The 19933-nt window shown below is 54.4% G+C and carries 16 protein-coding genes; 10 read left to right on the plus strand and 6 right to left on the minus strand.

The annotated features are described in order from the left end of the window. The first annotated feature begins 100 nt into the window (after positions 1–100). Entirely contained in the window at positions 101–1051 is a 951-nt protein-coding gene (gene uspE / locus INF86_RS06125; protein WP_003857535.1) for a universal stress protein UspE, read from the plus strand. A gap of 38 nt (positions 1052–1089) precedes the next feature. On the opposite strand, the gene INF86_RS06130 is transcribed toward uspE, so the two are convergent. The 3 genes from INF86_RS06130 to pntA form a co-directional block, all read right to left on the minus strand. Continuing rightward, complete coding sequence (locus INF86_RS06130) at positions 1090–2202, minus strand: mechanosensitive ion channel family protein (RefSeq protein ID WP_022647940.1); 1113 nt, start codon at positions 2200–2202, stop codon at positions 1090–1092. 107 nt (positions 2203–2309) lie between these two features. Next, the gene (gene pntB / locus INF86_RS06135) at positions 2310–3698 is read right to left on the minus strand and encodes a Re/Si-specific NAD(P)(+) transhydrogenase subunit beta (RefSeq protein ID WP_022647939.1); all 1389 of its coding nucleotides are present in this window, start codon (positions 3696–3698) and stop codon (positions 2310–2312) included. 10 nt (positions 3699–3708) lie between these two features. Then, positions 3709–5238 carry a Re/Si-specific NAD(P)(+) transhydrogenase subunit alpha gene (gene pntA, locus INF86_RS06140; RefSeq protein WP_017384575.1) on the minus strand — a complete coding sequence of 510 codons (1530 nt, stop codon included), beginning with the start codon at positions 5236–5238 and terminating at the stop codon, positions 3709–3711. Positions 5239–5773: 535 nt separating this feature from the next. Between pntA and ydgH the strand changes: the two genes are divergently transcribed. From ydgH to folM, 3 genes are all read left to right on the plus strand, one after another. Beyond that, on the plus strand, positions 5774–6718 hold the full coding sequence (gene ydgH, locus INF86_RS06145; RefSeq protein WP_022647937.1) for a DUF1471 family protein YdgH: 945 nt from the start codon (positions 5774–5776) through the stop codon (positions 6716–6718). A gap of 185 nt (positions 6719–6903) precedes the next feature. After that, positions 6904–8286, plus strand: coding sequence for an amino acid permease (locus INF86_RS06150; RefSeq protein WP_063150615.1), 1383 nt, complete (start codon positions 6904–6906; stop codon positions 8284–8286). Between the two features lie 39 nt (positions 8287–8325). Next, on the plus strand, positions 8326–9048 hold the full coding sequence (gene folM / locus INF86_RS06155; protein WP_023306085.1) for a dihydromonapterin reductase: 723 nt from the start codon (positions 8326–8328) through the stop codon (positions 9046–9048). Here the strand turns inward: folM and INF86_RS06160 are convergent. Further along, complete coding sequence (locus INF86_RS06160; RefSeq protein WP_022647934.1) at positions 9045–9380, minus strand: GlpM family protein; 336 nt, start codon at positions 9378–9380, stop codon at positions 9045–9047. The genes folM and INF86_RS06160 overlap by 4 nt on opposite strands. A gap of 127 nt (positions 9381–9507) precedes the next feature. On the opposite strand from INF86_RS06160, the gene rstA reads away from it, so the two are divergent. The 4 genes from rstA (at position 9508) to tus (ending at position 13661) form a co-directional block, all read left to right on the plus strand. Further along, positions 9508–10224, plus strand: a complete 717-nt coding sequence (gene rstA / locus INF86_RS06165; RefSeq protein WP_032671147.1) for a two-component system response regulator RstA — start codon at positions 9508–9510, stop codon at positions 10222–10224. Between the two features lie 437 nt (positions 10225–10661). Next, positions 10662–11033, plus strand: a complete 372-nt coding sequence (iraM, locus tag INF86_RS06170; RefSeq protein ID WP_022647932.1) for an anti-adapter protein IraM — start codon at positions 10662–10664, stop codon at positions 11031–11033. Positions 11034–11358: 325 nt separating this feature from the next. After that, positions 11359–12657, plus strand: coding sequence for a two-component system sensor histidine kinase RstB (gene rstB / locus INF86_RS06175; RefSeq protein WP_038415962.1), 1299 nt, complete (start codon positions 11359–11361; stop codon positions 12655–12657). A 74-nt stretch (positions 12658–12731) separates the two neighbouring features. Next, complete coding sequence (gene tus / locus INF86_RS06180) at positions 12732–13661, plus strand: DNA replication terminus site-binding protein (protein ID WP_193543332.1); 930 nt, start codon at positions 12732–12734, stop codon at positions 13659–13661. Here tus and fumC read toward each other — a convergent pair whose 3' ends face one another. Together fumC and fumA are read right to left on the minus strand one after the other, a co-directional pair. Further along, the gene (gene fumC / locus INF86_RS06185) at positions 13662–15056 is read right to left on the minus strand and encodes a class II fumarate hydratase (protein ID WP_022647929.1); all 1395 of its coding nucleotides are present in this window, start codon (positions 15054–15056) and stop codon (positions 13662–13664) included. It lies immediately after the preceding gene. Positions 15057–15238: 182 nt separating this feature from the next. Further along, the gene (fumA, locus tag INF86_RS06190) at positions 15239–16885 is read right to left on the minus strand and encodes a class I fumarate hydratase FumA (protein ID WP_022647928.1); all 1647 of its coding nucleotides are present in this window, start codon (positions 16883–16885) and stop codon (positions 15239–15241) included. Positions 16886–17084: 199 nt separating this feature from the next. On the opposite strand from fumA, the gene manA reads away from it, so the two are divergent. Both manA and INF86_RS06200 read left to right on the plus strand, forming a co-directional pair. Continuing rightward, positions 17085–18260 (plus strand): mannose-6-phosphate isomerase, encoded by a 1176-nt coding sequence (gene manA / locus INF86_RS06195; protein ID WP_063849276.1) that lies wholly within the window; start codon positions 17085–17087, stop codon positions 18258–18260. Positions 18261–18359: 99 nt separating this feature from the next. After that, positions 18360–19886 (plus strand): YdgA family protein, encoded by a 1527-nt coding sequence (locus INF86_RS06200; RefSeq protein WP_022647926.1) that lies wholly within the window; start codon positions 18360–18362, stop codon positions 19884–19886. Positions 19887–19933: the final 47 nt, after the last annotated feature.

Below are 19933 nucleotides of genomic sequence, written 5' to 3' on the forward strand. Positions count from 1 at the left end.
ATGATTATTGATCTGGCAAAAACTTCCCCCCTGTTTCATTCAAGATATATAGGTTACTCTTTTACTTACAGACTGTGGTGACAGTAGTAAGGAGACCTGTATGGCAAAGTATCAAAATATGCTGGTGGCTATCGATCCGAATCAGGACGATCAGCCAGCATTACGACGTGCTGTGTATTTACATCAACGGATTGGTGGCAAAATTAAAGCCTTTTTGCCGATTTATGACTTCTCATACGAGATGACCACCCTTCTGTCGCCTGACGAGCGCACCGCTATGCGTCAGGGAGTGATCAGCCAGCGTACCGCGTGGATCCGCGAGCAGGCGAAGTATTATCTGGAAGCGGGCGTACCTATCGATATCAAGGTGGTCTGGCACAACCGTCCTTTCGAAGCCATTATTCAGGAAGTGGTGGCCGGTGGGCATGACCTGCTGCTGAAAATGGCGCACCAGCATGACAAACTGGAATCCGTGATTTTCACCCCGACCGACTGGCACCTGCTGCGCAAATGCCCTTGTCCGGTATGGATGGTGAAAGATCAGCCGTGGCCTGAGGGCGGGAAAGCCGTCGTGGCGGTCAATCTGGCCAGCGAAGAGGATTATCACAATTCGCTGAACGAGAAGCTGGTGAAGGAGACCCTTCAGCTTGCCGACCAAGTTAACCATACCGAAGTCCATCTGGTGGGAGCCTATCCGGTTACGCCAATCAATATCGCCATCGAGCTGCCTGAATTTGACCCGAGCGTGTATAACGACGCGATTCGCGGTCAGCATCTGCTGGCCATGAAAGCGCTGCGCCAGAAATTCAGTATCGATGAGAACATGACCCACGTAGAAAAAGGGTTACCGGAAGAGGTTATTCCGGATCTGGCGGAGCATTTGCAGGCCGGGATTGTGGTGCTGGGCACCATTGGCCGGACCGGTATTTCTGCCGCGTTCCTGGGTAATACCGCCGAGCAGGTGATCGACCATCTTCGCTGCGACCTTCTGGTTATCAAGCCGGATCAGTATCAGACGCCGGTTGAACTGGACGATGAGGAAGACGATTGACCCCAAAATGAAAGCCCGCCGGTAACGGCGGGCTTTTTTTATTGCGCTTCGCTCAACCGTTGCGCCGGTGCCTCGTCGCCAGCATTCATCCAGGGCGCGTGCAGAACCATGCTCGGCAGCGCCAGCTTGATCTCCTGCTGGTTCAGCCCCTCCAGAATACGAATATTGATCTCCTGCTGAATATCCATGTACTTGTTGTAATCCGCCGTATTAACGATATGGACCACCTCGAAGGTCAGGCGATCGCGATCGAAGCCCAGGAAATGGGCGCGGTCAAACTTCGTTTCCCCGACGTCGGTAATGATCTGTTTGACCATATCACCCACTGAACGCAGTTTTTCCGGCGCCGTGTCGCTGGCGACCCCGAAGGTAAAGACGATCCGGCGCGTTTGCATCCGCTTGTAGTTATGCAGCGTCTGTTGCAGCAGGATGGCGTTCCCGCAGACAATCTGCTCCCCGCTCAGGCTACGGATACGGGTGGTTTTCAGGCCGATGTGCTCTACCGTCCCGGCGACATCGTTAAACACCACAAAATCGCCGATTTCGAACGGCTTATCAAAACCGATGGAGAGCGATGCAAACACGTCGCTCAGGATCGTTTGCACCGCGAGGGCGATAGCAATACCCCCTACCCCAAGGCTGGCAACCAGAGCAGTGATGTTGACGCCCGCGTTAGCAAGGATAGACAGCAGCATCACTGACCAGACAATGGCACGGAGGATAAGCCCCGTGATCACCAGCGTCACCGGGTTTTTATGGCTTCCCGGCGCCAGCATGACGTGACGAAGCCACGATACCACCCCCTGATCCATCCACAGCGCCACCTGGATGGCGAAGACCAGGAACCAGGCGTGGCTCACGGTACCAAAGAGATGATCCGGTAAGTCGACGAAACGCAGGCTGAACAGCAGCGCCACGACAAAAAGCAGGAAGCGGCTGGTGCGGTTAAGCATATCCGTCAGGATAAAACGCATCCGGTTGGTGGTGGGATGCTTGTCGCCCCAGGTGGTGATCCCTTTCTTAACAAAGGCGATCAGGCGCGTCAGCAGCCAGTACACCAGCAGAGTTACAAAGACTACCGTGGCGACGCCAATCCAGAATGATGGCGTCATCATCAGCGCGATGATGTCAAAGCGGGACAGAAATTGCATTACACCTCCTCGTATTACACAAAGGGTAAAGTATAGACAGAGGAGAATGGCTGACCGCAGAAATAAGAAAACCGCCCCCAGGGGCGGTTTGACAGGATGAAGCGGAATTAAAGAGATTTCAGAATCGCATCCACGCTGGCCTTGGCGTCGCCAAACAGCATGTGGGTGTTATCTTTAAAGAACAGCGGGTTCTGCACGCCAGCATAGCCGGTGTTCATAGAGCGTTTGAAGACAATGACGTTCTGCGCCTTCCACACTTCGAGAACAGGCATACCCGCAATCGGGCTGCGCGGATCATCCTGCGCCGCCGGGTTAACGGTGTCGTTGGCGCCAATCACCAGCACGGTGTCGGTGTCGGCGAAATCATCGTTGATCTCGTCCATTTCCAGCACGATGTCGTAAGGCACCTTCGCTTCCGCCAGCAGCACGTTCATGTGGCCTGGCAGACGCCCCGCCACCGGGTGAATACCAAAGCGAACCTTGATACCGCGCGCGCGCAGTTTCTCGGTGATTTCCGCCACCGGATACTGCGCCTGCGCCACCGCCATGCCATAGCCCGGGGTGATGATAACGGAATGCGAGTTTTTCAGCATCTCTGCGGTGTCTTCCGCACTGATTTCACGGTGTTCACCCACTTCCTCATCAGAACCGGTTGATGAACCATCAGAACCGAAGCCACCCGCGATGACGCTGATAAACGAGCGGTTCATCGCCTTACACATGATGTAAGACAGGATCGCACCGGAAGAACCGACCAGCGCACCGGTGACAATCAGCAGGTCGTTGCTCAGCATAAAGCCTGCTGCTGCCGCTGCCCAACCGGAGTAGGAGTTCAGCATGGAGACGACTACCGGCATATCTGCCCCGCCGATAGACGCCACCAGATGCCAGCCGAAGGCCAGCGCGATGATGGTCATCACCAGTAACGCCAGCACCTGCAAGCCTACGCTTTCGGTACGCACGAAGACCACCAGCAGCACAAAGGAAACGACCAGCGCCGCCAGATTCAGCTTGTGGCGGTTAGGCAGCATCAGCGGTTTGGAAGAGATCTTCCCGCGCAGTTTGCCGAACGCCACGATTGAGCCGGTGAAGGTCACCGCACCAATGAAGATGCCGAGGAACACTTCGGTCAGGTGGATGTTCACCAGAATCGGTTCCAGACCCGGTTCGTGGTACAGATAGCTGTTGAAGCCCACCAGCACCGCGGCCAGACCCACGAAGCTGTGCAGAATAGCAACCAGCTCCGGCATCTCGGTCATTTCAACGCGTTTCGCCAGACGAATACCAATCGCACCACCGATGATCATCGCCACCAGGATCCACGCCACGTTGCCGGTGTCCGGCCCAAAGATGGTGGCAATCAGCGCAATCGCCATCCCGGCGATACCAAAGTTATTTCCCTGCTGAGACGTTTCGTGTTTGGAAAGCCCCGCCAGACTGAAAATAAACAGGATTGCAGCAACAATGTATGCGGCTGTAACTAATCCTCCAGACATATGCTACCCCTTAGCCTTTACGAAACATTTTCAGCATGCGCTGAGTCACGGTGAAACCACCGAAAATATTGATACTGGCGATCAGCACTGCAATGAAGCTCAGGAAGCTGATCCAGCCGCCATGACCAATTTGCAGCAATGCCCCAACCACGATAATCCCGGAGATGGCATTGGTAACCGACATCAGCGGGGTATGCAGCGCATGGGAAACGTTCCACACGACGTAGTAACCCACCACGCAGGAGAGCGCGAAGACGGTGAAGTGGCCAAGGAACTCTTTTGGCGCGACGTCCGCCAGCCAGCCAAACAGGATAATGACCAGCGCCATGATGGCGTATTTGCGCCACGGCGACGCAGGTTTCGCTGGTTCTGCAGGCTCAGGCGCCGCTTTCGGCGCAGCCTGAGGCTGAGCGGAAACCTGTATCGGCGGTGCAGGCCAGGTGATTTCCCCTTCACGCACCACGGTCACGCCGCGCACCACCACATCATCAAAATCAACGGTGATGTTGCCGTCTTTCTCTTTGCAGAGCAGCTTCAGCAGATTAACGAGGTTCGTGCCGTACAGCTGAGAGGACTGGGTTGGCAGACGTCCTGGCAGGTCGGTATAACCGATCACCTTCACGCCGTTCGCGGTCGTCGTGACCTGATTTGGCACGGTATACTCACAGTTACCGCCGTTTTGCGCCGCCAGATCGACAATCACGCTGCCCGGCTGCATGGAATCCACCATCTCACGGGTGATCAGCTTCGGTGCCGGTTTACCCGGAATAAGCGCGGTGGTGACAATGATGTCCACCTCTTTTGCCTGCGCCGCAAAGAGCGCCATTTCCGCCTTAATAAAGGCTTCAGACATGACCTTCGCGTAACCATCACCGCTGCCCGCTTCTTCCTTGAAGTCCAGCTCAAGGAATTCGGCGCCCATACTCTGCACCTGCTCCTTCACTTCCGGCCGGGTATCAAACGCACGAACAATAGCGCCCAGGCTGTTTGCGGCCCCAATAGCGGCAAGACCTGCCACACCGGCACCAATTACCATCACCTTCGCGGGTGGTACTTTGCCTGCGGCCGTAATTTGACCGGTAAAGAAGCGACCAAACTCATGCGCAGCTTCGACAATGGCGCGATAGCCGGCAATGTTTGCCATAGAACTCAGCGCATCCAGAGACTGCGCGCGCGAAATACGCGGCACGGAATCCATCGCCATCACGGTGACACCGCGTGCCGCCAGCTTCTCCATCAGCTCCGGGTTTTGGGCTGGCCAGACAAAGCTCACAAGCGTCGTGCCCGCGTTCAGCAGTTCAATTTCACTCTCTTCCGGTGCGTTTACCTTCAGAATAATGGGTGATTGCCAGACCTCAGCACCGTCCACTACGTCCGCGCCAGCCTGAGTAAAGGCCTCGTCATCGAAACTCGCCAGTTTGCCCGCGCCGCTTTCAATCGCGACGGTAAAACCCAGTTTAAGCAGTTGCTCCACCGTTTTTGGTGTTGCCGCTACGCGGGTTTCATTGGCTAACCGTTCTTTTGGTACCCCAATACGCATAGTTTTCCCTTCCATCGGTTTGTGATGATGGTTTGTCGATAATTGCCCGCGGTTCGTATCAATTTTCACCATCGCGATAACGACGGAGAATGATTAACCCCGGAAAATAAAACAGTAACAAACTTTCTATAACCTACTGAAAATAGCGCCCGTGATCTACCGCCAGAAAACACTATTTCTTATTTTATCTGTGAAAAATAAGCGATCGGGGTCACTGACAGAGATATTTACCTTAAATTCGCCTTCAGGACCGATAAATCGCGCAAGCGAAGCGGTAAAAACATGATATAGCGCCATAAAAGAACAACTCATTAACATTAAATTAACTTGTAAAAGTCATATGCTTAATCAGTTTTTCTTGTGAAACGCCTGTTTTTTCCACATATCACAAAATGTTATCGAATCAGGTCCTTTGCTGAGCACAGGCTGTGAAAAATGCCGCAGACAGCGACGGGTGTTAAATGCCATAATCGGGACCGTCTCAAATTAACAACAACACCAGTACATGGTTTGCGCAAGGCGAAGGATTATTTTTATGAAGCTTAAGAACACACTCCTGGCGTCCGCACTTCTTTCCGCGACCGCCCTGTCAGCGAATGCTGCGACAGAGTTGACGCCGGAGCAAGCGGCAGCGTTAAAACCTTTTGACCATACGGTCATTGTGGGTCGGTATAATTCCATTGGCGATGCCGTCGCCGCCGCATCAAAAGCCGCCGATAAAAACGGCGCTGCCTCGTTTTACGTTGTTGACCAGTCCGATCAGGGCAACAGCGGTAACCAGCGCGTGACTGTTGCGCTGTACAAAGAGAATGCCCCAAAGGCAGATGAACAGAAAAACCGCGTGATTAACGGCATTGTTGAACTGCCGAAAGATCAGGCTGTTCAGCTGGAACCGTATGACACCGTGACCGTTCAGGGCTTCTACCGCAGCCAGCCTGAAGTTAACGATGCCATCACCAAAGCTGCGAGAGAAAAAGGCGCTTACGCGTTTTATATCGTGCGTCAGGTTGATGCCAACCAGGGCGGAAACCAGCGCATTACCGCCTTCATCTATAAGCAAGATGCGAAAAAACGCGTAGTGCAAAGCCCGGATGCGATTCCAGCGGATTCAGAAGCCGGTCGTGCTGCGTTAGCAAAAGGCGGTGAAGAAGCGAAGAAAGTTGAAATTCCGGGCGTAGCAACGTCTGCGGCACCAAGCGCTGAAGTGGGTCGTTTCTTTGAAACCCAATCCACCAAAGGCGGTCGTTATACCGTTACGTTACCAGACGGCACGAAAATTGAAGAGCTGAACAAAGCCACTGCCGCGCAGATGGTGCCGTTCGACAGCATCAAGTTTACGGGCAACTATGGCAACATGACAGAAATCTCCTATCAGGTGGCGAAGCGTGCTGCGAAGAAAGGCGCGAAGTATTACCACATCACCCGCCAGTGGCAGGAACGTGGCAACAACCTGACCATTAGTGCCGATCTGTACAAGTAACAAAACGGTTTCATAAAGGCGGCGCAGTGCCGCCTTTTTTGTTACTTTTTTTCTGATTTCTGCCCCATGTCATTGCATGCATCCGTCACACTCCGTAAAATCCCGCGCCTTAGCGTGATCCACCATTTTTATGCGCCTTAGCGAAATAATTATTCTGGATTTGGACTTTTCATAACAGGAAGCCAATGGAAAAGAAACTTGGCCTGAGTGCGTTAACTGCACTTGTATTGAGCTCAATGCTGGGCGCGGGCGTATTCAGTTTGCCGCAGAACATGGCGGCCGTCGCCAGCCCGGCCGCATTACTGATTGGCTGGGGCATCACCGGCGTCGGGATTTTGCTGCTGGCGTTCGCCATGCTGCTGCTGACCCGTATCCGACCGGATCTGGACGGCGGAATATTCACTTACGCCCGTGAAGGTTTTGGCGAGCTGATTGGCTTCTGCTCCGCCTGGGGCTACTGGCTGTGCGCGGTGATCGCCAACGTCTCCTATCTGGTTATCGTCTTCTCGGCGCTCAGTTTCTTTACCGATACGCCCGAACTGCGCCTGTTTGGTGACGGCAATACCTGGCAGTCCATCGTCGGCGCCTCGGTGCTGCTGTGGATTGTTCACTGGTTGATTTTGCGCGGCGTTCAGACCGCGGCCAGCATTAACCTGGTGGCGACGCTGGCCAAGCTGGTGCCGCTTGGCCTGTTCGTCGTGCTGGCCTTCCTCGCCTTCCGTCTCGATGTCTTTACGCTCGATTTCAGCGGTATTGCGTTGGGCGTTCCCGTCTGGGAGCAGGTGAAAAATACCATGCTGATTACCCTATGGGTGTTCATCGGTGTTGAAGGTGCCGTCGTGGTCTCTGCCCGCGCGCGTAACAAACGCGACGTGGGACGCGCCACGCTGCTGGCCGTCCTGGCGGCGCTGGGCGTTTATCTGCTGGTGACGCTGCTGTCGCTCGGTGTGGTGGCCCGCCCTGAACTGGCGGAGATGCGTAATCCGTCCATGGCCGGGCTGATGGTGAAAATGCTCGGTCCCTGGGGTGATGTGGTTATCGCGGCAGGTTTGATTGTCTCCGTCTGCGGCGCGTACCTGAGCTGGACCATTATGGCGGCGGAAGTTCCGTTCCTGGCCGCCACGCACAAAGCGTTCCCGCGCCTGTTTGCCCGTCAGAATAAAAACAGTGCGCCATCGGCCTCTCTGTGGCTCACCAACGTCAGCGTGCAGGTCTGTCTGGTGCTGATCTGGCTCACAGGTTCGGACTATAACACGCTGCTGACCATCGCCTCCGAGATGATTCTGGTACCCTATTTCTTAGTGGGCGCATATCTGTTAAAAATTGCGACCCGCCCGGCACACTATGCGGTAGGCGTAGGTGCCTGTATTTACGGTCTATGGTTATTGTATGCTTCCGGCCCGATGCATCTGCTGCTGTCCGTGGTGCTCTACGCGCCAGGCCTGCTGGTGTTTATCTACGCTCGCCGTACGCATCAGCTTGATAATGCCCTTAAGCGCCGCGAAATGGCGTTGATAGGTTTGCTGTTAGTCGCTGCCGTACCGGCAACGTGGATGTTAATGGGATAGCGCCGCCTGTCCCATTGTTGAACTGAAAAGGAGATTACGATGGGACACACGCAGCAACGCCCAATATTGATCACTGGCGCAGGCCGTCGCATCGGCCTCGCCCTCGCCCATCACTTTCTCAATCTTCGCCATCCGGTTATCGTCAGTTACCGCACGGAATATCCCTCCATTGAAGGGCTACGACATGCCGGAGCCGTCTGCATTCAGGCGGATTTCTCCACGGATGAAGGTATTCTTGCTTTCGCGGAAAAAGTGAAATCGACCACCCGCGGGCTGCGGGCGGTTATTCACAACGCCAGTACCTGGCTTCCTGAAAAAGCAGGACATTCGCTCAGCGAAACGCTCGCCTGCATGATGCAGATCCACGTTAATGCGCCTTATCTGCTCAACCATGCCCTACAGGATCTGCTACGCGGACACGGCCATGCCGCAGGCGACATTATCCATTTCACCGATTACGTGGTGGAGCGAGGCAGCGATAAACACATCGCCTACGCGGCCAGCAAAGCCGCGCTGGATAATATGACTCGCTCGTTCGCGCGCAAGCTGGCCCCCGAGGTAAAAGTCAACGCGATTGCCCCGGCGATGATTTTATTTAACGAGGGCGATGATGCCGAGTATCGTCAGCAGGCGCTTAACAAGTCGTTGATGAAAATTGCGCCCGGCGAGAAAGAGGTGATCGACCTGATCGATTATCTGCTGACCAGCTGTTACGTCACGGGCAGGACGTTTGCCGTGGACGGTGGCCGCCCGCTGCGCTAGTGAAAGCGGCTCCAGAAGAAGATGAGCACCCAGGCGCTGAGGCTCCAGCAGACCACCGCCCCGCCAAGCGCCAGGGGCAGACGCAGAAAACCGGTGAAGTACCACAGCGACAGCAGATAGATGAAATACGGGATGATTGACCACATCCCGAATACAATGGTGGCACGCAGCGCCTCTATACCCCGCTCAGAGGCCACAATATAGTGCGCGATTAACGCAAAGGTGGGAAACAGCGGGATAAGCCCGGCAATGTAGTAGTTCTTCGTTTTAGCCAGCACCCCAATCAGCAGCACGACCAGCGCACCCAGCGCGGCTTTGATCAACAGCCCCATTCTTTTCCCTTAACAATCAAATAACATTCCCGTGCAGGATAACGGAACTCCGGCTAATTATGAAAGATTAATGGAAGGTTAAGGTTGTGCGGTGTATGTTGACGTTTTTCGCGATGACAGACGTAGTATGAATAAGATTGTTTATGTTGAAGATGAACCCGAAGTGGGTCAATTGATCGCCGCTTATCTGGGTAAACATGATATTGAAGTGGTTGTCGAACCTCGTGGCGATCGCGCTGAAGACGTCGTCACCCGCGAAAATCCGGACCTGGTGTTGCTGGACATTATGCTGCCCGGAAAAGATGGCATGACGCTTTGCCGGGATCTGCGCGCGAAGTGGGACGGCCCGATCGTTCTGCTGACCTCTCTCGACAGCGATATGAATCATATTCTGTCCCTTGAGATGGGCGCGAATGACTACATCCTGAAAACCACGCCGCCGGCGGTCCTGCTTGCCCGTTTGCGCCTTCATCTGCGTCAGCGTGCCAGCGCTGAGCGTGAAGCGCCTGCGCCCTCTTTAACGCCGCATAAGGCGATGCGGTTCGGCACGCTTTCTATCGACCCGGTCAACCGACAGGTTATGCTTTCCGGGGAGCTGATTGCGCTCTCAACCGCAGATTTTGACCTGCTGTGGGAGCTGGCAACTCATGCCGGGCAAATTATGGACCGGGATGCATTGCTGAAAAATCTGCGCGGCGTAAGTTACGACGGAATGGATCGTAGCGTTGATGTGGCGATTTCTCGCCTGCGAAAAAAACTGCAGGACAGCGCCACCGAGCCCTACCGCATTAAAACCGTACGTAATAAGGGCTACCTGTTTGCCCCGCACGCATGGGAAACCTGAAAAAAAACTACACAGTAAATTTCGAAAAATAACTTGCGATGCATCAGGAATGTTATCGGTATACGTCGTAAGTTTTCGATTATATGCATCGTTAGTCATGAAATATCCCTTGATCACATTCCTCTTACCTGTTCAATTTCGATGTGCATTTTTCGCGTAAACAAAAGTAGCTCTAATGTATTTCATTGCTATAGTACAATATATATTCAGCAGTTCAGGAACCATCATCGATCAAAAATCCGTCACTTAAATGCACATTGTGTTAAAAATGAACTTTACAATTGACTAAATTATTATCTTATCCTTATGAAAACAAAGGGGATATAGTTAGCATATAAATAATATCGATCTTTTTCAATAGCTTACGCGTTTGCAGAAATCTAATTCTCATGCTAAACCTTATACTCTCTCAATTATTTAATGAACGAGGTATAGCAATGTCATGGAGAGTCATTAGCTCGGTAATTTGTCCTAACACGGGAATCGTTTATTCAAGCATCTTGGGACTCAAGTTCTTGAAACTCATCATTTGGTATGAAAGCGATGTCTATTTGTACCCCGGCGATAGGATATATCCGACAAAGAATGGCGTCTTCATTAATGGCGTTTTCAAGCCAATATCGATATACAACATCTCCCCTTACAACGAGATGTTATGGAGTGAAATTAAAAACAAGATGGCCTGCCCATACAATCGAAACCAGGAAGAGGAGATATGTACCTACGCGGTGCATTGCAACGCGCGTAAGTGTCCGCATGGGTTTGCCACGAATCCACTGATTGTCAGCACAGTCAAATCCAGACATTAACGAATGTTGGTAATGTTCAGGTTACAAAGATAAGTATCTTTGTCGCACCGTTTGCGTCGGATACCTCTCACTGGTAAACGCCATAAATAAAGCCACCCGCAGGTGGCCTTTGTCATTGTTATTCTGATTCACAAATACTCTCAATCGCAAATAAACTCGTATAGCGAAGCGTAAACGGATTACCCGGGCATTGATGGAATAAAGCGATGCCGTGTTTTATTACCTTTCGACGAATACCCCTTTTCAACGCATCATGCCTGACTTGCGCCCATAGCGACCCTGCTGGTAAAAGACGTGTAGTGAAGCCCCTGTTTCGGTGAAATTAATGAAGAAGCTGTTTGTTCAGTTTTATTTACTGCTGTTTGTCTGCTTTCTGGTGATGACCATGCTGGTCGGGCTGGTCTATAAGTTCACCGCAGAGCGTGCGGGCAGACAATCCCTGGACGATCTGATGAAAAGCTCGCTCTACCTGATGCGTAGCGAGCTGCGCGAAATTCCTCCGCATGACTGGGCACGTACGTTAAAAGAGCTGGATCTGAATCTGTCGTTTGATCTGCGTATCGAACCCCTGAAGGATTTTGATTTAGCGCCGCCGGCGATGCAGCGTTTGCGTGACGGAGACATCGTCGCACTGGACGAGAAATATACCTTCATTCAGCGTATTCCGCGCAGCCACTATGTCCTGGCCGTCGGGCCAGTGCCCTATCTCTATTACCTGCACCAGATGCGCCTGCTGGATCTCGCCCTGCTGGGCTTTATTGCCATCTCGCTCGCTTTCCCTGTGTTCATCTGGATGCGACCGCACTGGCAGGACATGCTGAAACTGGAATCCGCCGCACAGCGTTTTGGGGAGGGTCATTTAACTGAACGCATACATTTCGACAGCGGTTCCAGTTTTGACCGTCTCGGTATTGCCTTTAACCAGATGGCCGATAACATCAACGCCCTGATTGCCAGCAAGAAGCAGCTTATCGACGGTATTGCGCATGAACTGCGCACTCCGCTGGTACGCCTGCGTTATCGCCTGGAGATGAGCGAGAACCTCACCGCCGCGGAATCGCAGGCCCTCAATCGGGATATTGGCCAGCTTGAAGCGCTGATTGAAGAGCTGCTGACCTATGCCCGCCTCGATCGGCCTCAGACGGAGTTGCACCTCAGTACGCCGGATCTTCCCGTCTGGCTACAGACGCATATTAACGATGTGCAGAGCGTTAACCCTCAGCGAAAACTGCTTACAGCCATTACCCCCGGCGCGTACGGCGCGCTGGACATGCGCCTGATGGAACGCGTGCTGGATAATCTGATGAACAACGCCATGCGCTACAGCGAAACCACGCTGCGCATAGGTTTAGATTTGCAGGGGAGCCAGGCAATTCTGTGTGTGGAAGACGATGGCCCCGGTATTGAGCCAGCGGAGCGTGAAAAAGTTTTCGAGCCGTTTGTGCGCCTCGACCCCAGCCGCGACCGTGCTACCGGCGGCTGTGGTCTGGGGCTGGCTATTGTCCGTTCTATTGCCCAGGCGATGGGCGGTTCGGTTCGCTGCGAAGCGAGCGAGCTGGGCGGGGCCCGGTTCGTCTTTAGCTGGCCGATCTATCACAACATTCCTCTTCCCGTACCTGCCTGAACTAAACCGCACGCTGGCCTGACCCGGCGTGTTGTGCTATATCAGTAGTATGTTGTAACTAATTAAGGGCTATTATGGCGACTTACGATCTCATCGAAAGGCTTAACACCACATTTCGGGAAATAGAGCAGGCGTTACTGACCCTGACGGCGCAACTACAGGGCTGCCGCCTGCTGGCCGCCCGCGTCTTTTCCCTGCCCGAGGTGGCGAAAGGCGCGGAACACGACCCGCTGAACACCATTGAGGTAACGCAGCATATCGGTAAAGTGGCGCTGGAACTGACGTTGCAGCACTATCGCCGCCTTTTCATCCAGCAGCAGTCCGAAAATCGCAGCAGTAAGGCCGCCGTTCGCCTGCCCGGCGTCATCTGTCTGCAAACGGATATCGCAACGCGTGAAGCCATTGAGGCGCAAATTACGCATATTAATACGCTGAAAGCCGCCTTCGAGAAAATCGTGACCGTTGAGTCCGGGCTGGCACCGGCTGCCCGTTTTGAATGGGTGCATCGCCAGCTTCCGGGGCTGATCACCCTGAATGCTTACCGCACGCTGACGGTACTGCGCCACCCCGCCACGCTGCGCTTCGGCTGGGCCAACAAGCACATCATTAAAAACTTCACGCGCGACGAGATCCTGGCTCAGCTGGAGAAAAGCCTGAAATCGCCGCGAACGGTCGCCCCGTGGTCGCGGGAACAGTGGATTGAACGGCTGGAGCAGGAGTACCACAGCATTGCCTCCCTGCCAGCTGATACCCGTCTTAAAATAAAGCGTCCGGTGAAGGTGCAGCCTATCGCTCGTGTCTGGTATGCCGGACAGCAAAAGCAGGTGCAATACGCCTGCCCGACACCGCTGATTGCGCTCTACGATGCCGATCAGGGTGCGGTGGTGCCGGATATCGGAGAACTGCTGAACTACGATGCTGAAAACGTTCAGCATCGCTATAAACCCCAGGCACAGCCGCTACAGCTGATTATCCCGCGGCTGCACCTGTATGTGGCGCAGTGATTACCTGATGCTGCCCACCATCGCTTCCGGGCGGACCCAGGCATCAAACTCGGCGTCCGTCAGGTAGCCCAGCGCCAGCGCAGAGGCTTTCAGGGTAAGCCCCTCTTTGTGGGCTTTTTTAGCGATTTCGGCCGCTTTGTCATAACCAATATGGGTGTTTAGCGCCGTGACCAGCATCAGGGACTCATTCAGCAGCTGGCTGATTCGCTCGCGATTAGGCTCAATGCCCACCGCGCAGTGCTCGTTAAAGCTCTCCATGCCATCGGCCAGCAGACGAATCGATTGCAGTACGTTGTGGATCACCATCGGGCGATAGACGTTAAGCTCGAAGTTACCCGACGCGCCGCCCATGTTGACCGCAACGTCATTACCCATCACCTGACAGCACAGCATGGTCATGGCTTCGCACTGCGTCGGGTTTACTTTACCCGGCATAATGGAGCTGCCCGGCTCGTTTTCCGGAATGCTGATTTCGCCGATGCCGCAGCGCGGGCCGGAGGCCAGCCAGCGCACGTCGTTGGCGATTTTCATCAGCGAGGCTGCCAGCCCTTTCAGCGCGCCATGGGTATGGACCAGCGCATCACAGGTCGCCAGCGCTTCGAATTTATTCGGGGCGGTAACAAACGGCTGCCCGGTGATCTTCGCCAGCTCTTCGGCCACACGCACCGCGTACTCGGGATGGGTGTTTAACCCGGTGCCAACCGCCGTTCCGCCGAGCGCCAGCTCCGCCAGATGCGGCAGGCTGTTGTCTATATGCTTAAGATTGTGCTCCAGCATCGCCACCCAGCCGGAGATCTCCTGGCCAAGCGTCAGCGGCGTGGCGTCCTGCAGGTGCGTACGACCAATTTTTACAATGTCGCCGAAAGCCTGCGCTTTCTCGTTAAGCGTAGATTTGAGCACGTTGAGTTGCGGGATAAGCTGCTCGCGGATAGCGATGACGGCCGCCACGTGCATGGCCGTCGGGAACACGTCGTTGGAACTCTGGCTTTTATTCACGTCATCGTTCGGGTGAACCTTCCGCTCCATGCCGCGTACGCCGCCAAGCAGCTCGCTTGCGCGGTTCGCCAGCACCTCGTTCATGTTCATGTTGCTCTGGGTGCCTGAGCCGGTCTGCCAGATGGCAAGGGGGAATTCGTCGGGATGTTTGCCCGCCAGCACTTCGTCGGCGGCATTGATGATGGCGGAGGCTTTATCGGCATCCAGCAGGCCCAGATCCTGATTGACTTTGGCGGCAGCGCGTTTGGTCAACGCCAGCGCCTGGATTAGCGAGACGGGCATTTTCTCTGTCGAAATGCGGAAATGCTCCAGCGAACGCTGGGTTTGCGCGCCCCATAGCTTGTCGGCCGGGACGTCGATGGCGCCCATGGAGTCTTTCTCGCGGCGATGCATTGTCATTACTTACTCCTTGATAACAAAGATGGGATTGCTCACATGCTTAAGAGATAAGTATTGATGACTTCTGAGAAACGTTATGGCGCTTTGTGCGCTCTTTTTGATGTCGGGTGGCGGCTGCGCCTTACCCGACCTACGAGGATGTAGGCCGGGTAAGCGTCAGCGCCACCCGGCAATTTACAGAATTACTTCACACACGCCGAACACTGGGAAGACTGGATCTGTTTGAAGAAGTCGTTACCTTTGTCATCCACGAGGATAAACGCCGGGAAGTCTTCCACTTCAATTTTCCAGATCGCTTCCATACCCAGTTCCGGGTACTCCACGCACTCGAGGCTCTTGATACTGCCCTGCGCCAGCACCGCTGCCGGGCCGCCTATGCTGCCAAGGTAGAAGCCGCCGTGCTTGTGGCACGCGTCCGTCACCTGCTGGCTGCGGTTGCCTTTCGCCAGCATGATCATGCTGCCACCGTTGGCCTGCAACTGGTCGACGTAGGAGTCCATACGGCCCGCCGTGGTTGGGCCTAACGAGCCGGAAGCATACCCATCAGGCGTTTTTGCCGGGCCTGCGTAGTAGATCGGGTGATCTTTAATGTACTGCGGCAGCCCTTCACCGTTGTCCAGGCGCTCTTTCAGCTTCGCATGGGCGATGTCGCGGCCAACAATAATCGTCCCGTTCAGAGAAAGGCGCGTTGAAACCGGATACTGCGAAAGCTGCGCCAGGATCTCCTTCATTGGGCGATTCAGGTCAACGCGTACCGCTTCGCCCTCACCCGCTTTACGCAGTTCTTCAGGGATGTATTTGCCCGGGTTGTTCTCCAGCTTTTCGATCCAGATGCCGTCGCGGTTGATCTTCGCTTTGATGTTACGATCCGCAGAGCACGACACGCCCATCCCCACTGGACAGGATGCACCGTGGCGCGGGAGGCGGATCACGCGAATGTCATGCGCGAAGTATTTGCCGCCAAACTGCGCGCCCAGCCCCAGATTCTGCGCTTCGGCCAGCAGTTCCTGCTCAAGCTGCACGTCGCGGAACGCCTGACCATGTTCGTTACCTTCCGTTGGCAGGCCATCGTAGTATTTGGTTGAGGCCAGCTTAACGGTTTTCAGGGTGCTTTCAGCAGACGTACCGCCAATCACAAACGCGATATGGTACGGCGGGCAGGCCGCAGTGCCAAGGGTGCGCATCTTCTCAACCAGATAGTTCTTCAGCTTGCCCGGGGTAAGCAGCGCTTTGGTTTCCTGGTAAAGATAGGTTTTGTTGGCTGAACCGCCGCCTTTGGCAATGCAGAGGAATTTGTACTCGTCACCGTCGACACTATAGAGGTCAATCTGCGCAGGCAGGTTGGTGCCGGTGTTCACCTCTTTGTACATATCCAGCGCCGCGTTTTGCGAATAGCGCAGGTTATCTTCGGTGTAGGTATTGTAAACGCCGCGCGCCAGCGCCGCTTCGTCACCGCCGCCGGTCCAGACGCGCTGGCCTTTTTTACCGGTGATAATCGCCGTGCCGGTGTCCTGGCAGGTCGGCAGAATGCCTTTCGCCGCGATATCAGAGTTACGCAGGAATTGTAGGGCAACGTACTTGTCGTTCTCGCTGGCTTCCGGGTCGCTCAAAATATCGGCAACCTGCTGCTGATGCGCCGGACGGAGCATAAAGGAAGCATCGTGGAAGGCTTGCTGCGCCAGCAGCGTCAGCGCCTGCGGGTCAACTTTGAGGATCTCCTGCCCTTCAAACTCAGAGACAGAAACGTAATCGCGGGTTAACAGGTAATACTCGGTCCGATCCTGACTGAGGGGGAAAGGATCCTGATAATGGAAGGGTTTATTCGACATTGTTCTCTCACTTACTGCTTCGGTCTGTTTATTCAGGGCAGATGTTCCGCTGCCCGGCTTAAAAGCGAGTCAGCTTATCCTACACAATTTTTTAACAAAAACTGAGACTAGTACGACTTTTTACATCCGCAGGTTACTTCCATTCGGTTTATTGCTTTAATACGCGAAGTTAATTCCACATATGAATCAGGGCTTGATAATGCAAAAACTCATCAACTCAGTGCAAAACTACGCCTGGGGAAGTAAAACTGCGTTAACGGATCTCTACGGTATCGCCAACCCGGACAACCTGCCGATGGCAGAGCTGTGGATGGGCGCGCACCCGAAGAGCAGCTCAAAAATTGAAGATGCCAGCGGCCAGGTGCGCAGCCTGCGTGATGTCATCGATGCCGACAAAGCCGCGCTGCTCGGCGATAAAGTGGCGAATCGTTTTGGTGAGCTGCCTTTTCTGTTCAAGGTATTGTGCGCCGACCAGCCGCTCTCCATTCAGGTTCACCCGAACAAAAAAGCCTCTGAGCTGGGCTTTGCCAAAGAAAATGCCGCCGGTATTCCGTTAGACGCCGCAGAGCGTAACTACAAAGATCCTAACCACAAGCCGGAACTGGTTTTCGCCCTTACCCCTTTCCTGGCGATGAATGCCTTCCGCGAGTTTTCCGAGATCATCTCCCTGCTGCAACCGGTCGCTGGGGCTCACAACGCGATCGCCCACTTCCTGGAAAACCCGAACGCAGAAGCCCTGAGCGCGCTGTTTGCCAGCCTGTTGAATATGCAGGGCGAGGAAAAATCCCACGCGCTGGCGGTGCTGAAAGCCGCGCTGAACGGCCAGCAGGGTGAGCCATGGGACACCATTCGCATAATTTCCGCGTTTTATCCGGACGACAGCGGCCTCTTCTCTCCGCTGCTGCTGAACGTGGTGAAGCTCAACCCGGGCGAAGCGATGTTCCTGTTCGCTGAAACCCCGCACGCCTACCTGAAAGGCGTGGCGCTGGAGGTGATGGCTAACTCCGATAACGTACTGCGCGCGGGCCTGACGCCAAAATACATCGACATCCCTGAGCTGGTTGCCAACGTGAAGTTCGTGGCGAAACCAGCTGCGGAGCTGCTTACTCAGCCGGTGAAAAACGGCGCAGAGCTGGACTTCCCGATTCCGGTTGACGATTTTGCCTTCTCCCTGCATGACCTCAGCGCAGACGAAACCGCTATTGCACAGGAGAGCGCCGCGATCCTGTTCTGTGTGGAAGGCGAAGCGACGTTGCATAACGGTAGCGAGCGTCTGCTGCTTAAACCGGGGGAGTCCGCTTTTGTCCCGGCAAACGAGTCGCCTGTCTTCGTGAGCGGCACTGGTCGCCTGGCGCGCGTTTTTAATAAGCTTTAGGGACTTACTGAATTTTTTAACAACTCTTGCTAAGCTAGTAACAGGCGTTGTAACACCAGGCGGTTTTAACCGCCTGGTTTCATTTTAGGGATAATCGCAATGAAAAAATCGGTCGTAGCGGTAGGAGTGATTGTTGCTTTAGGCGTGATCTGGACGGGTGCTTCCTGGTATACCGGGAAACAGCTGGAAAGCCGTCTGGCAGAGATGATGGCACAGGCAAACAGCGAAATTAAGCGCAGCGCGCCTGAAGCAGGTCTGGAGCTGAGCTACCAGAACTACCAGCGTGGCGTCTTTACCAGCCATATGCAGGTGGTGGTGAAGCCGGTAGCGGGCAATCAGAACGCCTGGCTGAAACCGGGCCAGAGCGTGGTACTGGATGAAGTGGTCAGCCACGGTCCGTTCCCGCTGGCGCAGTTGAAAAAGTTTAACCTGATCCCCTCTATGGCATCCGCCAGAACCGTACTGGTAAATAACGAGGTGACAAAGCCAATTTTCGATATGGCGAAAAATGAGTCGCCGTTTGAGATCAATACCCGCATCAGCTATGCCGGTGATACGCGTTCCGACATCGACCTGAAAGCGCTGAATTACGAACAAGGCACCGATAAAGTCGCCTTCAGCGGCGGTAATTTCCAGCTTGATGCCGATCGCGACGGCAAGAATGTCTCTCTGACCGGCGATGCCGCCAGCGGCCTGGTGAATTCAGTCAATGAATATAACCAGAAGGTTCAGCTTACCTTCAACAACCTGAAAGCCAGCGGCAATAGCCGTATGACCGATTTTGACGAGCGTATTGGCGATCAGAAGCTGAGCCTCGATAAGATCGCCATTGCGATTGAAGGTAAAGAGATGGCAGTGCTGGAAGGCATGGATCTGGACGGCAAGTCTGACGTTTCCAAAGACGGTAAAAGCATCAACACCCAGCTGGATTACAGCCTGAAAAGCCTGAAAGTACAGAATCAGGACCTGGGTACCGGCAAGCTGTCACTGAAAATTGGCAACATTGACGGCCAGGCATGGCACGAATTTAGCCAGAAATACAGTAAAGAGAGCCAGGCTCTGCTGACCGATGCCGCCCTGCAACAGAACCCGCAGGCGTACCAGCAGCAGGCGATGGCCGTGCTGTTTAATAACCTGCCGATCCTGCTGAAAGGCGAGCCGGTAATTACCGTTGCGCCACTGAGCTGGAAAAACGACAAAGGCGAAACCAACTTCAACCTGTCGCTGTTCCTGAAGGATCCGGCGGCCGCGACCGGCGAGCCGCAGACCCTGGCGCAGGAAGTTGACCGCAGCGTGAAATCGCTCGACAGCAAGCTGACCATCCCGATGGATATGGCAACCGAGTTCATGACGCAGATTGCGAAACTCGAAGGGTATGGTGAAGAAGATGCAGGTAAACTGGCAAACCAACAGGTGAAAGGCCTGGCGGCGATGGGCCAGATGTTCCGCATCACGAAGGTGGAAGACAACACCATTTCCACCAGCCTGCAATATGCTAATGGCCAGGTAACGCTCAACGGCGATAAAATGCCGCTGGAAGATTTTGTCGGCATGTTTGGTATGCCGACGCTGGGCATTCCGGCACCGGCTGAACCGGCAGCGCCGCCAGCAGTACCGCAGCAGTAAACGAAAAACCCCTCGCATGAGGGGTTTTTTTATTGCCAGGCGATGTG

Origin of the sequence: Enterobacter cloacae complex sp. I1M, assembly GCF_014982425.1 — a bacterium.
Taxonomy (GTDB): domain Bacteria; phylum Pseudomonadota; class Gammaproteobacteria; order Enterobacterales; family Enterobacteriaceae; genus Enterobacter; species Enterobacter intestinihominis.

Coding starts and splice junctions, on each gene's coding strand:
- INF86_RS06150 (WP_063150615.1), top strand. CDS start 6,904: ATGGAAAAGAAACTTGGCCTGAGTGCGTTAACTGCACTTGTATTGAGC.
- rstA (WP_032671147.1), top strand. CDS start 9,508: ATGAATAAGATTGTTTATGTTGAAGATGAACCCGAAGTGGGTCAATTG.
- pntA (WP_017384575.1), bottom strand. CDS start 5,238: ATGCGTATTGGGGTACCAAAAGAACGGTTAGCCAATGAAACCCGCGTA.
- ydgH (WP_022647937.1), top strand. CDS start 5,774: ATGAAGCTTAAGAACACACTCCTGGCGTCCGCACTTCTTTCCGCGACC.
- INF86_RS06200 (WP_022647926.1), top strand. CDS start 18,360: ATGAAAAAATCGGTCGTAGCGGTAGGAGTGATTGTTGCTTTAGGCGTG.
- INF86_RS06160 (WP_022647934.1), bottom strand. CDS start 9,380: ATGGGGCTGTTGATCAAAGCCGCGCTGGGTGCGCTGGTCGTGCTGCTG.
- pntB (WP_022647939.1), bottom strand. CDS start 3,698: ATGTCTGGAGGATTAGTTACAGCCGCATACATTGTTGCTGCAATCCTG.
- INF86_RS06130 (WP_022647940.1), bottom strand. CDS start 2,202: ATGCAATTTCTGTCCCGCTTTGACATCATCGCGCTGATGATGACGCCA.
- folM (WP_023306085.1), top strand. CDS start 8,326: ATGGGACACACGCAGCAACGCCCAATATTGATCACTGGCGCAGGCCGT.
- iraM (WP_022647932.1), top strand. CDS start 10,662: ATGTCATGGAGAGTCATTAGCTCGGTAATTTGTCCTAACACGGGAATC.
- tus (WP_193543332.1), top strand. CDS start 12,732: ATGGCGACTTACGATCTCATCGAAAGGCTTAACACCACATTTCGGGAA.
- manA (WP_063849276.1), top strand. CDS start 17,085: ATGCAAAAACTCATCAACTCAGTGCAAAACTACGCCTGGGGAAGTAAA.
- rstB (WP_038415962.1), top strand. CDS start 11,359: ATGAAGAAGCTGTTTGTTCAGTTTTATTTACTGCTGTTTGTCTGCTTT.
- fumA (WP_022647928.1), bottom strand. CDS start 16,885: ATGTCGAATAAACCCTTCCATTATCAGGATCCTTTCCCCCTCAGTCAG.
- uspE (WP_003857535.1), top strand. CDS start 101: ATGGCAAAGTATCAAAATATGCTGGTGGCTATCGATCCGAATCAGGAC.
- fumC (WP_022647929.1), bottom strand. CDS start 15,056: ATGACAATGCATCGCCGCGAGAAAGACTCCATGGGCGCCATCGACGTC.